General features: G+C 51.6%; 12 protein-coding genes. 1 reads left to right on the top strand and 11 read right to left on the bottom strand.

From position 1 onward, the window contains the following. Positions 1 to 91: 91 nt before the first annotated feature. Positions 92 to 574, top strand: a complete 483-nt coding sequence (locus tag HYQ67_RS11160; RefSeq protein ID WP_202303767.1) for a zinc ribbon-containing protein — start codon at positions 92 to 94, stop codon at positions 572 to 574. A 63-nt stretch (positions 575 to 637) separates the two neighbouring features. On the opposite strand, the gene HYQ67_RS11165 is transcribed toward HYQ67_RS11160, so the two are convergent. The 11 genes from HYQ67_RS11165 to miaB form a co-directional block, all read right to left on the bottom strand. Continuing rightward, complete coding sequence (locus tag HYQ67_RS11165) at positions 638 to 2,788, bottom strand: FKBP-type peptidyl-prolyl cis-trans isomerase N-terminal domain-containing protein (RefSeq protein WP_202303768.1); 2,151 nt, start codon at positions 2,786 to 2,788, stop codon at positions 638 to 640. 77 nt (positions 2,789 to 2,865) lie between these two features. Continuing rightward, on the bottom strand, positions 2,866 to 3,237 hold the full coding sequence (locus tag HYQ67_RS11170; protein ID WP_237391204.1) for a hypothetical protein: 372 nt from the start codon (positions 3,235 to 3,237) through the stop codon (positions 2,866 to 2,868). A 320-nt stretch (positions 3,238 to 3,557) separates the two neighbouring features. Beyond that, positions 3,558 to 4,283 (bottom strand): amino acid ABC transporter ATP-binding protein, encoded by a 726-nt coding sequence (locus HYQ67_RS11175; RefSeq protein WP_202303769.1) that lies wholly within the window; start codon positions 4,281 to 4,283, stop codon positions 3,558 to 3,560. Beyond that, complete coding sequence (gene gltK / locus HYQ67_RS11180) at positions 4,280 to 4,957, bottom strand: glutamate/aspartate ABC transporter permease GltK (protein WP_202303770.1); 678 nt, start codon at positions 4,955 to 4,957, stop codon at positions 4,280 to 4,282. The genes HYQ67_RS11175 and gltK overlap by 4 nt, the downstream gene beginning before the upstream one ends. Beyond that, entirely contained in the window at positions 4,958 to 5,698 is a 741-nt protein-coding gene (locus tag HYQ67_RS11185) for an amino acid ABC transporter permease (RefSeq protein ID WP_202303771.1), read from the bottom strand. It lies immediately after the preceding gene. A gap of 165 nt (positions 5,699 to 5,863) precedes the next feature. Then, a complete protein-coding gene (locus HYQ67_RS11190) occupies positions 5,864 to 6,778 on the bottom strand; it encodes an amino acid ABC transporter substrate-binding protein (protein ID WP_202303772.1) in 915 nt (304 codons plus the stop codon). A 366-nt stretch (positions 6,779 to 7,144) separates the two neighbouring features. After that, positions 7,145 to 8,686: an apolipoprotein N-acyltransferase gene (lnt, locus tag HYQ67_RS11195; RefSeq protein WP_202303773.1), complete on the bottom strand. Its 1,542-nt coding sequence runs from the start codon at positions 8,684 to 8,686 to the stop codon at positions 7,145 to 7,147. A 7-nt stretch (positions 8,687 to 8,693) separates the two neighbouring features. After that, positions 8,694 to 9,572, bottom strand: a complete 879-nt coding sequence (gene corC / locus HYQ67_RS11200; protein ID WP_202303774.1) for a CNNM family magnesium/cobalt transport protein CorC — start codon at positions 9,570 to 9,572, stop codon at positions 8,694 to 8,696. A gap of 99 nt (positions 9,573 to 9,671) precedes the next feature. Then, a complete protein-coding gene (gene ybeY / locus HYQ67_RS11205; RefSeq protein ID WP_202303775.1) occupies positions 9,672 to 10,139 on the bottom strand; it encodes an rRNA maturation RNase YbeY in 468 nt (155 codons plus the stop codon). Then, positions 10,136 to 11,197 carry a PhoH family protein gene (locus HYQ67_RS11210; RefSeq protein ID WP_202303776.1) on the bottom strand — a complete coding sequence of 354 codons (1,062 nt, stop codon included), beginning with the start codon at positions 11,195 to 11,197 and terminating at the stop codon, positions 10,136 to 10,138. The genes ybeY and HYQ67_RS11210 overlap by 4 nt, the downstream gene beginning before the upstream one ends. A 225-nt stretch (positions 11,198 to 11,422) precedes the next feature. Beyond that, complete coding sequence (gene miaB / locus HYQ67_RS11215; RefSeq protein ID WP_202303777.1) at positions 11,423 to 12,850, bottom strand: tRNA (N6-isopentenyl adenosine(37)-C2)-methylthiotransferase MiaB; 1,428 nt, start codon at positions 12,848 to 12,850, stop codon at positions 11,423 to 11,425. Between the last annotated feature and the right edge of the window lie 2 nt (positions 12,851 to 12,852).

Consider the following 12,852-nt stretch of genomic DNA (forward strand, 5'->3'; position numbering starts at 1 on the left):
TCTAACAAAGCGATGGCCAATTAAGGTCTACTATTAGAGTAGGTTACATGACCTAAGAATGCAGGAAACTCTTCATGGAGGCAGGCAGACGATGAATAAGGTGGCGCAATTTTACCGTGAACTGGTGGCCTCGCTCACCGAACGGTTACGCAACGGAGAGCGCGATATCGACGAACTGGTCGCCAGCGCGCGTAAACGCATGAACGAAACTGGGGAGTTGACCCGCACCGAAGTGGATGAAGTGACGCGGGCTGTGCGTCGCGACCTGGAAGAGTTTGCCCGTAGTTACAACGAAAGCCAGGATGAATTTACCGATAGCGTATTCATGCGCGTCATCAAAGAGAGCCTCTGGCAGGAGCTGGCGGATATCACGGATAAAACGCAGCTGGAGTGGCGGGAAGTCTTCCAGGATCTTAACCATCACGGTGTGTACCACAGCGGTGAAGTCGTCGGTCTTGGTAATCTGGTTTGTGAGAATTGTCATTTCCACCTGGCTGTCTATACGCCAGATGTCCTGCCTGCGTGCCCTAAGTGTGGGCATAATCAATTCCATCGCCGACCCTTTGAACCTTAGCAGTAAAAAAGGCCCCAAGGGCCTTTTTTATTGTCGCTGCTATGTAGAGGAGAAGAGCCTTGCTTAGCCTTTAGTCGCAACGATTTTGATGTTGATAATCGATGCAACGTTTGGAGGGATGCTGCCGATAATCCCCTCTTTCCCATAAGCCAGCTCAGGTGGAACATACAGCGTGGCTGAACCGTCTGTGGAGAGCTGAACAAGAACTTCCTGCATCTCCTTGGGCATTTCATAAACAAAATTACTGATGCTTTCATCCCGGGAGATGACTTGCCCATTGCTCAATGTTTCAGTCAGTAGCGCCTTAACTGAGCTTTTTTGCGTGATTTTTGGCCCATTCCCTTTAGATTCGATGACGTAAATCGCCCCTTTTTTGGTTTTTTTCGCCCCATCCATTTTCAAGGCGTTTGCGAGTACTTCCTGAGTGACACGTCCATTTTTCTTACCTTCAGACTCAATCCTGTTTTTTATCGAATTGTTGATGGCGGAGAGGACTTTCCCCATCTGGGATTGATCTAACTGCTGACGACCTTTCAGTCTGTCGACGGTACCTTGTAAGAATTCCGGAGTGCCGAGCACATTTCTGTTCATCGGTGCAATCACGCCACTCTTCTCAACGCTTGCAGCAAAGTAATAGCCTAATGTATAGGCCTCGCGAGCCTCCGCGCTGCTGTTGCCGTTAACAGTGACGGTATCCACTGAAGCCTTAGCCTTTTTAGCACTGTCTAAACTGGTTTCCGTATCCTTCAGCTTTTTCTGTAATGACGCCAGTGTTTCTTCAGCTTCTTTCTGGCTGGCTTCGTAAGACTTCACCTGGGCCTGGGCCGCTGATAGTTGCTTTGTTAGCTCTGCATTATCCGTGCTCTGCTTGTTATCCTGAGCTGTGTTTCGAGCTGCCAGCTCAGTTTTATCTTTGATAGCAAGCTGCGTTGCAACCTGTGCTTCGCTAAGCTGTTTCTGCAGAGCGGTGATCTCAACGACTTGCTGCTTTTTCAAACTATCTAACTGCGATTCAAGCTCAGTCCGGGCGCTGGCCGCGAGCTTTGCTTCTTCCTGCGATTTCAGCAGCTGGCTTTTCAGCTCGCTGGTGCTGGCACCCTGCTGTTTCTGGAGGGTTGCGAGCTGGGCGGTGAGGGTGGCATTTTTCGCCTCGGCGCTTTTTGCCGCGTCCTGGAAAGACTTAAGCTGCTGGCTCAGCGTGCTGGCTTCTGCGGTCTGCTGCTTCGTGAGCTTATCAAGCTTAGCCTGCAGCTCAGTCCGGGCGCTGGCCGCGAGCTTTGCTTCTTCCTGCGATTTCAGCAGCTGGCTTTTCAGCTCGCTGGTGCTGGCACCCTGCTGTTTCTGGAGGGTTGCGAGCTGGGCGGTGAGGGTGGCATTTTTCGCCTCGGCGCTTTTTGCCGCGTCCTGGAAAGACTTAAGCTGCTGGTTCAGCGCGCTGGCTTCGGTGGTCTGCTGCTTTGTGAGCTTATCAAGCTTAGCCTGCAGCTCAGTCCGGGCGCTGGCCGCGACCCTTGCATCCTCCTGCGATTTAAGCAGCTGGCTTTTCAGCTCGCTGGAGCTGGCACCCTGCTGTTTCTGGAGGGTTGCGAGCTGGGCGGTGAGGGTGGCATTTTTCGCCTCAGCGCTTTTTGCCGCGTCCTGGAAAGACTTAAGCTGCTGGTTCAGCGCGCTGGCTTCTGCGGTCTGCTGATTTGTGAGCTTATCAAGCTTAGCCTGCAGCTCAGTCCGGGCGCTGGCCGCGACCCTTGCATCCTCCTGCGATTTAAGCAGCTGGCTTTTCAGATCGCTGGAGCTGGCCCCCTGCTGTTTCTGGAGGGTTGCAAGCTGAGCGGTGAGGTTGGCATTTTTCGCCTCGGCGCTTTTTGCCGCGTCCTGGAAAGACTTAAGCTGCTGGTTCAGCGCGCTGGCTTCTGCGGTCTGCTGCTTTAAAAGTTTATCAAGATGTATGATTCGCTGTTCAGCAACGATTTTGTCTTTCTCAACTGCAGAACTGCTGGCTGCTGGCTGAGTCGCCTGTCTGGATTTGGCATTTGTATGCCCCCCGGCTGACGATTTCTTTGTATCGGTATTTTTGACGGTTTTATTTATCGGTTTTGAGCTTGTCGCCGTAGCACTATTTTTGGGATTTTGGGTATCAGAGGAGCCTGCTGACTCAGTAAAGACTGTTGAGGCCTCATTGCCAATAAGGCCATCCTGGCGCAGGGTATTAAGCATTTCAAAACTGTCATCAGCCCGAGCGCAAAAAGCTGTTATCGAACCCAGGAGAAAGACGATGCGAAAATACTTGGGTTTCATATATCAATAATCTCTTGTCGACGCTTTTCCATGTTCTGAAATACTGCATCATTCACACGTGAACAAACCACTTTGAGTTTGTTTGCAATCTCTGCAGCCATTACGTCTGAAGCATCTTTGCTGATAATAGGTTTATTTTTGATATAAACCTCATAGCTTTTATTAATTTTATTGAACTGGCTCAGGTAAAGATCGTAGGAGGATTTATCCAGTGTTTGCAGTGCGGAAAGTTCGTTGCGGCACTGTTGCTGATTTGTTGGCATTCCCGCCGCCACTTTGGTTGGTGCAACGAGGGGCTTTCTCGCGCATGATGTCACACTGACTGCTGCCATGAGCAACAAAGAAACCTGCAGAGTTTTAGAAATCATTTACAGCCTCATAAACACGGAGAAATATTGATCTGGTCAATATAAAAGGATGACTAATATAAAAACAGTGATTGCCGATCATAGATCTATTGTTAATCATTTGTCCATGCTTTCTACCGCGCTGAATTCTGAATAATCACAAAATAATATTTTAATAATGCTTCGCTTAGGTGTTTTTGAATAAGTGACATTGCAGGATGTTCGTAGGCGTGATTATAAATAGTTTGAATGTGATTGGTTTTTGTATTTGTTTGTTGAATGTTATGCGGCGAGGCGTTCTCCCAGGAGAAAGGTATACCTCTTTCTCCTGGGACAGTTTATTAATGCAATATCTTGGCGAGGAAGTCTTTTGCGCGTTCAGACTGAGGATTATTAAAGAAGTCTTCTTTATTAGAATCCTCGACGATTTTGCCTTCATCCATAAAGATGACGCGGTGTGCCACTTTACGGGCGAAGCCCATTTCGTGAGTCACCACCATCATTGTCATCCCTTCATGAGCCAGTTCAACCATCACGTCCAGCACTTCGTTAATCATTTCTGGATCGAGGGCGGATGTTGGTTCGTCAAACAACATCGCCACAGGATCCATACACAACGCACGTGCGATGGCTACGCGCTGCTGCTGACCGCCGGATAGCTGCGCCGGGTACTTATCGGCATGGGCAGTCAGACCTACACGCTCGAGCAGTTTGAGTCCTTTTTTACGCGCCTCTTCTTTATTGCGCTTGAGGACTTTCACCTGCGCCAGCGTGAGGTTCTCAATAATCGACAGGTGAGGGAACAGTTCAAAATGCTGAAACACCATACCCACATGCGATCGCAGTTCAGCAAGGTTGGTTTTTTTGCTGTTAACCTGGGTGCCGTTAACGACAATTTCGCCTTTTTGCACGGATTCCAGGCCATTCACGGTTTTGATTAACGTGGATTTACCGGAGCCAGATGGTCCGCATACGACGACCACTTCACCCTTTTTCACTTCCGTTGAACAGTCGGTTAGCACCTGAAAGTGGCCGTACCATTTAGAAACATTTTTCAAGGAAATCATGACACTGTCCTTTTCTTCAAATAACTGACCAACAGCGAGGCGCTAAGACTGATAACAAAGTAGACCAGGCCGGCAAACAGGATCATTTCGACCTGGGTTCCATCACGTTCGCCAATGGTTGAGGCGGTGCGGAAGAAGTCGGCAAGGCTTAATACATAGACCAGTGAAGTATCCTGGAACAGCACGATGCCCTGGGTTAACAGAAGAGGCACCATGGCCCGGAAGGCCTGCGGTAAAATAATGAGTTTCATTGACTGCCAGTGGGTCATGCCCAACGCCAGGGCTGCGCCAGATTGCCCGCGGGAGACGCTCTGGATACCGGCGCGAATAATTTCCGAGTAGTAGGCAGCTTCAAACATTGAAAACGCGACCATGGCGGAGATTAAGCGAATATCCGTTTGTGGCGACAGACCCAGTACTTTTTGCAAGAAACCAGGAACCACGAGATAGAACCATAGCAGCACCATCACCAGCGGCACGGAGCGGAAGACGTTAACGTAAGCGCTCGCAAACCATGCAACAGGTTTAAGAGGTGACAGCCGCATGACGGCTAGCAGGGTGCCCCACAAAATGCCGAACACGACTGCCGTAACTGTGATCTTCAGGGTGATAACCAGACCCTGCATCAGATACGGCATGGCGGGGATAATGGAACTCCAGTCAAAATCGTACATTTATTTGCCCCCCATATTGCCAGGCAGGCGTACTTTGCGCTCAACCACGTACATGATCAGCATGATGACCGCGTTAATCAGGACGTAGGCGAGGGTAATCGCGGTGAAGGATTCATAGGCGTGAGCCGAGTAATCCAGAAGTTTGCCCGCCTGTGCGGCCATATCCACCAGACCAATGGTTGAGGCGATGGCGGAGTTTTTCACCAGGTTCATCATCTCTGAAGTCATTGGCGGCACGATAACGCGGTAGGCATTAGGCAGCAGAACATAGCGGTATGCCTGTGGGAGCGTCAGGCCCATCGCCAGGGCGGCATTTTTCTGACCGCGCGGCAGAGACTGAATGGCGGCACGCACCTGCTCACAAACACGGGCTGCGGTGAACAGGCCAAGGCACAGCATTGAGGATACGAAAAACTGCACGTTTGGATCGAGTTCTGCTTTAAACCACATACCGACGTCTTCAGGTAACAGCTCCGGAATCACCAGGTACCAGGTAAAGAACTGCACGATTAGCGGCACGTTACGGAATAATTCGACATACAGAGTCCCAATACTGGAAAGCCAGCGGTTAGGGACGGTGCGAAGAATGCCAAACAGTGAGCCGACGAAGAAGGCGATTATCCAGGCAGTAACGGAAAGGGCGACGGTGACCTGGAAACCATTCCAGATCCAGCCCAGATAGGTAGTGTTGCCGAACGGGGCGGGCTGCAGAAAGATCCCCCAGTTCCAGTTTATAGACATAACGTACTCCAGGAAAAATTGAGGGTAGCAAGCAGCGCTACCCTCGAAGATTGATGAGAAGCCTATTTATTTACGCCGGATGGGGAACGGCCATCCAGCGTATAGTCTGTCCTGGCTTCAGTTCGTCAATCGGGAGGGCGGGTCATCCCGGCCCCTTAGTTCTAATTAGTTCAGTGCTTTATCGTTTGGCTCTTTGAACAAGGCTTTCATGTCGTCAGACAGAGCGAAGTTCATGTTGATGTTTTTCGGTGGGATTGGATTCATAAACCATTTATCAAACCATTTGGCCGCTTCGCCTGAGGTCTGGGCTTTGGCGATAGTTTCATCCACGAGTTTTTTGAACTCCGGATCGTCTTTACGCAGCATACAGCCGTAGGCTTCATGTGATTGCGGAGTGCCTACGATGTCCCAGTTATCCTGTTTCTTCGCTTTAGCACGCTCGCCCGCCAGCAGAGCATCATCCATCATAAACGCCACCGCACGGCCACTTTCCAGCGTACGGAAGGAGTCACCGTGGTCTTTGGCGCTGATGATGCGCATGTCCATTTTCTTCTCTTCGTTCAGCTTATGCAGCAGCACTTCTGAGGTGGTACCGGAGGTCACAACAACCGCTTTCCCTTTCAGGTCGGCAAAATCTTTAATTGGGCCACCCTTCTTCACCAGTAAGCGAGTACCCACTACGAAGATAGTATCGGAGAAAGCAGCCTGTTTCTGGCGTTCCAGGTTGTTGGTAGTAGAGCCGCACTCAAAATCGAAGGTCCCGTTTTGCAGCAGAGGAATACGGTTTTGCGAAGTGATTGGAATCAGCTTCACGTGCAGATCTGGTTTGTTAAGCTGTTTTTTAACGGCTTCAACGATAGCGTTAGAGTAGTCCTGTGAGTAGCCAACAACCTTTTGTTGGTTATCATAATAAGAGAAAGGAACAGAAGACTCGCGATGACCGACGACAATCACGCCATTAGCTTTGATTTTGTCCAGCGTGCTTTGTACGCCTGATGCAGCTTTTGCATCTTCAGCGTGGACAAGGCCAGCGCTCATTCCCATGACCAGCAAAGCCGGTGCTAGTTTTCTCAATTGCATTTCCAACTCCTTAATATGAGTGCCAGGAACGGCACTGATACCTGATGTGTGTTGTGTGTATTTTTTTTATCAAGCCGAATAAAACGGGCGAAATGTCGCCTTTTGTTAACATTTAACCTAGCTGAATGTAAAGATATTGCTATTCAAATGTTTATTTTTGCGAGGAGGGCCGCACCGTTTAAAGGCAAAAATCTGCCATTGCACCAATTCAGTGCTCGCGATGCTATCCGCTGGTGCAGACCGGCGTGGCGTGCGATCGCCGCTTCCCCATCGACCGTTTCAGTCGTGCTTTATCTCGTTTTTACTAAGCAATTGATGTGCCAGAAATGAAAAGGCCAGCAGATTTGCTGGCCAGATTTGAGAGGATTAAGCTTTTTTGCGACAGCGCAGGCTGATGAGAACGGCGCTAAAACCAAAGATCAGCGTCAGGACCCACAGCGGCCAGTTACCAAAGCGGGCATAGGGAGTCAGACCGGTAGTTGGCGTGACTTTCGCCTCCAGCACTTCACGTTTGAACTGTGGGATCATTGCGTCAACGTCACCGCTGGCGTTAATGACGGCGGTCACGCCGTTATTGGTGCTTCGCAGCAGAGGGCGACCCAGTTCAAGTGAACGCATACGAGCCATCTGGAAGTGCTGCCACGGACCGATGGATTTACCAAACCATGCATCGTTAGAGATAGTCAGCAGGAAATCGGTATCCGGCCGGAAGTTGTCGCGTACCTGCTCGCCAAGAATAATCTCGTAGCAGATAGCTGGCGTCAGCTTAATGCCGTTAGCCAGAAGCTGCGGCTGGAGGTAAGGCCCGCGGCTGAAGGACGACATGGGCAGGTCAAAGAACGGCGCCAGCGGACGCAGAATAGATTCGAGCGGGACAAACTCGCCAAACGGAACCAGATGGTTCTTGTTATAACGGTCGGTGCTGCCGTAGCTGTATTTGTTACCTTCGCCCAAAGTAATGATGGTGTTGTAGGTGTCGTAGCGGTTCTGCTTATTAAGGCGCGCGTCAACAATACCGGTGATAAGCGAGCTGTGCTTCGAGCGCAGCAAATCATCCATCGTGGTCAGGAACTGCTGCTGGTTGATTTCGAGATCGGGAATGGCGGATTCAGGCCAGATGATCAGCTGGGCTTTTCCCATCTGCGGCTGGGTTTTATCCAGATAGATTTTTAACGTGTTCAGCAGCTGGTTCTCATCCCATTTCAGGGACTGAGGGATATCCCCCTGCACCATAGCCACATCCACGGTGCGGTCTTTTTCTGGATGGAACCACTGAATAGTGCGCAGTGGCCACGGCAGCAGCAAAAGGGCTGCGGCAATCACTGCCGGGCGCCATTTGCGCTCATGCAGGGCGTAAACAATCAGGCCGCTGATAATCATCAACAGGAAGGTGATGGCCTCAACGCCGAAGATTGGCGCGACACCTTTCAGCGGTCCATCAATCTGGCTGTAGCCGAACTGTAGCCACGGGAAACCGGTTAGCACCCAACCGCGCAGGAACTCTGTAAGCTGCCATAGCATTGGTGCGGCAATGGCCACGCGCCACCAGGTCGTTTTCGGCCACAGCTTGCTGAGGAGACCACCAAACAGCCCGGTATACAGGGAAAGGTAAGCGGCGAGCAGCACGACAAGGAAGACGTTAACGAAGCCGGGCATACCGCCGAACTGGGCGATGCTGACGTAGACCCAGTTAATTCCTGAACCAAACAGCCCCAGGCCCCAGAAGAAGCCTATCCAGGCGCTTTGAATGGCGCGGCGGTTAAGCGTAAGTCCTTGCAGACCTGCCAGCGAGACAATGGCAGCCGGCCAGAAATCATAGGGCGAAAAGGCCAGCGTCCCGCAGGCACCAAAAAGCAGCGCCAGCAGCAGGCGAATGCGCTGGCGTTGAAGTTGTAAAGCGATAGCCATCTTTAAATTAATCTTCCAGTTTCGGTTGCGGCGAATCGTCCGGAATTCTGACGTGGACCTGAATAATACGGCGGCTGTCAGCCATCGCGACCTTGAACTGGTAACCGTCTATGTCAATGGTTTCGCCGCGCGCCGGCAGATGCCCGAACGCCTGCATGACCAGTCCACCAATAGTATCCACTTCATCGTCGTTAAAATTGGTGTTGAAGGTATCGTTAAAATCTTCAATAGAGGCAAGGGCGCGCACCGTCCAGGTGTGGCGACTCAGCTGGCGGAAATCGCTGTCTTCTTCATCGTCGTACTCATCTTCGATTTCACCAACAATCAGTTCGAGAATATCTTCAATGGTCACCAGACCCGAGACGCCGCCGAATTCATCAATCACAATCGCCATGTGATAGCGCTGCTGACGGAACTCTTTAAGCATGCGGTCAACACGCTTACTTTCAGGGACTACAACGGCCTGACGTAATACCTTTTCCATGCTAAACGGCTCGGTATCGCTGCGCATAAACGGCAGCAGATCCTTGGCCATCAGAATCCCTTCAATATGATCTTTGTCTTCGCTAATCACCGGGAAGCGGGAGTGGGCCGATTCGATGATGACATCGAGGCACTCATCCAGCGTCTGGTTGTGTTTGAGCGTCACCATTTGCGAACGTGGGATCATGATGTCGCGGACGCGTTGGTCGGCGATATCCATTACCCCTTCGAGCATGTCACGGGTGTCCTGATCGATAAGATCGTTTTGCTCCGAATCGCGGATTAGCGTCAGCAGATCGTCACGGTTTTTTGGCTCACCGTGAAATAGCTGGTTGAGAATAAGGGAGAAAAATCCCTTTTTACTGGCAGGCGTGTCACTGTTTTGTGAGTTGTCGTCGCTCATGGCGTTAGGTTTGTGGCCCCTCGGTTATGGATAGATAACAGGCAGCCTGATATTGCGCTACCTGCACCTTTTACGCTGCCGTCATCATGACGTTAGCGGCTATTCTTTCTCGGCAATGTACGGATCGAGGTAGCCAAGAGCAAGCATTATCTCTGTTTCAAGAGATTCCATCTCTTCGGCCTCTTCGTCCTCTATATGGTCATAACCCAGCAGATGCAGGCTACCGTGAATGACCATATGCGCCCAGTGCGCCTCCAGCGGCTTCTCCTGCTCTTTGGCTTCTTTTTCAACGACCTGACGGCAGATGATCAGATCTCCCAGCAGGGGAAGCTCAATGCCCGGCGGCGCTTCGAAAGGGAAAGAGAGTACGTTGGTGGATTTATCTTTGCCGCGCCAGGTCAGATTCAGCTCGTGGCTCTCTGCATCGTCCACCAGGCGAATCGTAACTTCTGATTCTTCCTGAAACTGCGGGATCACCGCATCAAGCCAGGCCTGAAACTGCGCTTCTGTCGGCAGGCCTGCGGTCTCTTCACAGGCAAGTTGTAAATCCAGAATGACCTGACTCATTTGCTCTCCTGAGCGGCGTGGTTAATGGCCATAGCTTCACGCTTGCGCTCTGCGGCCAGCTCATCCTTACGGGTCTGTTCGGCGCTTTCCCACGCTTCATAGGCGTTAACGATGCGGGCAACGACGGGGTGACGCACAACGTCTTCGCTGTTGAGGAAGTTAAAGCTGATTTCATCGACTTCGGACAGCACTTCAATGGCATGACGAAGGCCGGACTTCATATTGCGAGGCAGGTCAATTTGCGTTACGTCACCGGTGATAACCGCTTTGGAGTTAAAGCCAATGCGGGTCAGGAACATCTTCATCTGTTCGATGGTGGTGTTCTGGCTTTCATCCAGGATGATAAAGGCGTCATTGAGCGTACGGCCACGCATATAGGCCAACGGGGCAACTTCAATCACGTTGCGCTCCATCAGCTTTTCGACGCGTTCGAAGCCGAGCATTTCGAACAGGGCGTCGTACAGCGGACGCAGATAAGGATCGACCTTCTGACTTAAGTCACCCGGCAGGAAGCCCAGTTTCTCACCTGCTTCTACCGCCGGGCGGGTCAGAAGGATACGCCTGACGTCCTGGCGCTCCAGCGCATCTACCGCTGCGGCAACGGCCAGGTAGGTTTTACCCGTACCGGCGGGGCCAACACCAAAGGTGATGTCATGGTCGAGAACATTGGCAATGTACTGCGCCTGGTTTGGCGTACGCGGTTTAATGACGCCGCGTTTGGTCTTGATATTCACTGCCTTGCCATACTCCGGCACATGCTCTGCGGACTGCTCCAGCACGCGGATCTCTTTAATAGCGAGATGAATTTGTTCCGGGTCGATATCCTGAGACTCACCGCGCATCGGGGCGGTATCCACATACAGGTTGCGCAGGATATCTGCGGCGGCGTTCACCAGAATGGCGCGCCCGGTGAGCTTGAATTGATTGTCACGACGGTTGATTTCGATACCCAGCCGACGTTCGAGCTGCTTGATATTGTCATCAAACGGGCCGCACAGGCTCAGCAAACGGGCATTGTCTGCAGGTTCCAGCGTAATTTCACGTGTTTCGATATTCAAACTTATCCTCTGGGTCACTCAGGGCCGGTTGTCATAAAACGGGAGTGGTCATCAATTATGCCGTGCCTGCTATCGTCAGGCCATAAAGTGATTATTTACGGCGAGTGATATTGGCGCAAGCCTCGGTTTGGATATTTGGGTGGCTGCTTCAGAAAGCAAGTGCAAACGATGAAATTGCCCATCGGTCCACGGCGTGAGCAAACCGATGAGCAAAACAGAGCGGAATTATGGCTGATAGAGACCGACGCCGATCTCGTTTTCTTTACGTGTGCGAGCAATCACTGACTCTGGCGCTTCGATAACGCGTAGCCCCATTTCTGCCTCTGTGCGCACAACTTTACCGCGCAGAGAGTTGTTAGTTGCAACTTCAGTAATTTCGACATCAACAAATTTACCGATCATATCCGGAGTCCCTTCAAAGTTGACTCCGCGATTGTTTTCGGAGCGTCCGGTCAACTCCATGATGTTTCTGCGCGATGTGCCTTCAACCAGAACGCGCTGGGTGGTACCGACCATTTTTCGGCTCCATTCCATCGCCTGCTGGTTAATACGGTCTTGCAGGATATACAGACGTTGCAGCTTCTCTTCTTCCGGCACGTCATCAACCATATCTGCCGCAGGCGTACCCGGGCGGGCCGAGAAGACAAAGCTGTAGCTGACGTCGAAGTTCACGTCGGCAATGACCTTCATCGTCTGCTCAAAGTCCTGCTGGGTTTCGCCGGGGAAGCCAACGATAAAGTCAGAGCTGATTTGGATATCCGGACGCGCAGCACGCAGCTTGCGGATAATTGCTTTGTATTCCAGCGCCGTGTGGGTACGGCCCATCAGATTCAATATCCGGTCGGCGCCGCACTGAATCGGCAGGTGCAAGAAGCTGACCAGTTCTGGCGTATCGCGATAAACGTCGATGATATCGTCGCTAAACTCAATCGGGTGGCTGGTGGTGAAGCGAATACGATCCACGCCGTCGATGGCCGCGACCAGACGCAGAAGTTCGGCAAATGAGCAGATGCCGCCGTCGTAAGCCGCACCACGCCAGGCATTGACGTTCTGGCCGAGCAGGTGAATTTCACGTACACCCTGCGCCGCAAGCTGGGCACATTCAAACAGGATGTCATCACATGGACGGCTAACTTCTTCCCCACGGGTATACGGCACCACGCAGTACGTACAGTATTTGTTGCAGCCTTCCATAATAGAAACGAATGCCGTTGGGCCATCTGCTTTCGGCTCAGGAAGACGATCAAACTTTTCGATTTCCGGGAAGCTGACGTCGACGATCGGGCTGCGGTTACCGCTGACTTTATTGATCATCTCCGGCAGGCGATGCAGGGTCTGCGGGCCAAAGACAATATCCACATAATGCGCGCGTTGACGGATGAGCTTTCCTTCCTGGGAAGCCACGCAGCCGCCGACGCCGATAATTAAATCGGGATTTTTACGCTTCAGAAGCTTCCAGCGGCCCAGCAGATGGAAGACTTTTTCCTGTGCTTTTTCACGGATAGAGCAGGTGTTGAGCAGCAACACATCTGCTTCTTTCGGATTATCCGTGAGCGTATAGCCATGCGTGCTGTTCAGCAGATCGGCCATCTTCGATGAATCGTATTCGTTCATCTGACAGCCCCAGGTTTTGATATGGAGTTTTTTTGTCATCG

The sequence above is a fragment of the Dryocola clanedunensis subsp. sulfonylureivorans genome (assembly GCF_016756775.1).
In the GTDB taxonomy this organism is placed as follows: Bacteria; Pseudomonadota; Gammaproteobacteria; order Enterobacterales; family Enterobacteriaceae; genus Dryocola; species Dryocola clanedunensis.

What these genes read in the sequence shown, in the direction of transcription:
- HYQ67_RS11160 (WP_202303767.1), top strand. Translation starts at nt 92, where the DNA reads ATGAATAAGGTGGCGCAATTTTACCGTGAACTGGTGGCCTCGCTCACC.
- HYQ67_RS11165 (WP_202303768.1), bottom strand. Translation starts at nt 2,788, where the DNA reads ATGCTTAATACCCTGCGCCAGGATGGCCTTATTGGCAATGAGGCCTCA.
- HYQ67_RS11170 (WP_237391204.1), bottom strand. Translation starts at nt 3,237, where the DNA reads ATGATTTCTAAAACTCTGCAGGTTTCTTTGTTGCTCATGGCAGCAGTC.
- HYQ67_RS11175 (WP_202303769.1), bottom strand. Translation starts at nt 4,283, where the DNA reads ATGATTTCCTTGAAAAATGTTTCTAAATGGTACGGCCACTTTCAGGTG.
- gltK (WP_202303770.1), bottom strand. Translation starts at nt 4,957, where the DNA reads ATGTACGATTTTGACTGGAGTTCCATTATCCCCGCCATGCCGTATCTG.
- HYQ67_RS11185 (WP_202303771.1), bottom strand. Translation starts at nt 5,698, where the DNA reads ATGTCTATAAACTGGAACTGGGGGATCTTTCTGCAGCCCGCCCCGTTC.
- HYQ67_RS11190 (WP_202303772.1), bottom strand. Translation starts at nt 6,778, where the DNA reads ATGCAATTGAGAAAACTAGCACCGGCTTTGCTGGTCATGGGAATGAGC.
- lnt (WP_202303773.1), bottom strand. Translation starts at nt 8,686, where the DNA reads ATGGCTATCGCTTTACAACTTCAACGCCAGCGCATTCGCCTGCTGCTG.
- corC (WP_202303774.1), bottom strand. Translation starts at nt 9,572, where the DNA reads ATGAGCGACGACAACTCACAAAACAGTGACACGCCTGCCAGTAAAAAG.
- ybeY (WP_202303775.1), bottom strand. Translation starts at nt 10,139, where the DNA reads ATGAGTCAGGTCATTCTGGATTTACAACTTGCCTGTGAAGAGACCGCA.
- miaB (WP_202303777.1), bottom strand. Translation starts at nt 12,850, where the DNA reads ATGACAAAAAAACTCCATATCAAAACCTGGGGCTGTCAGATGAACGAA.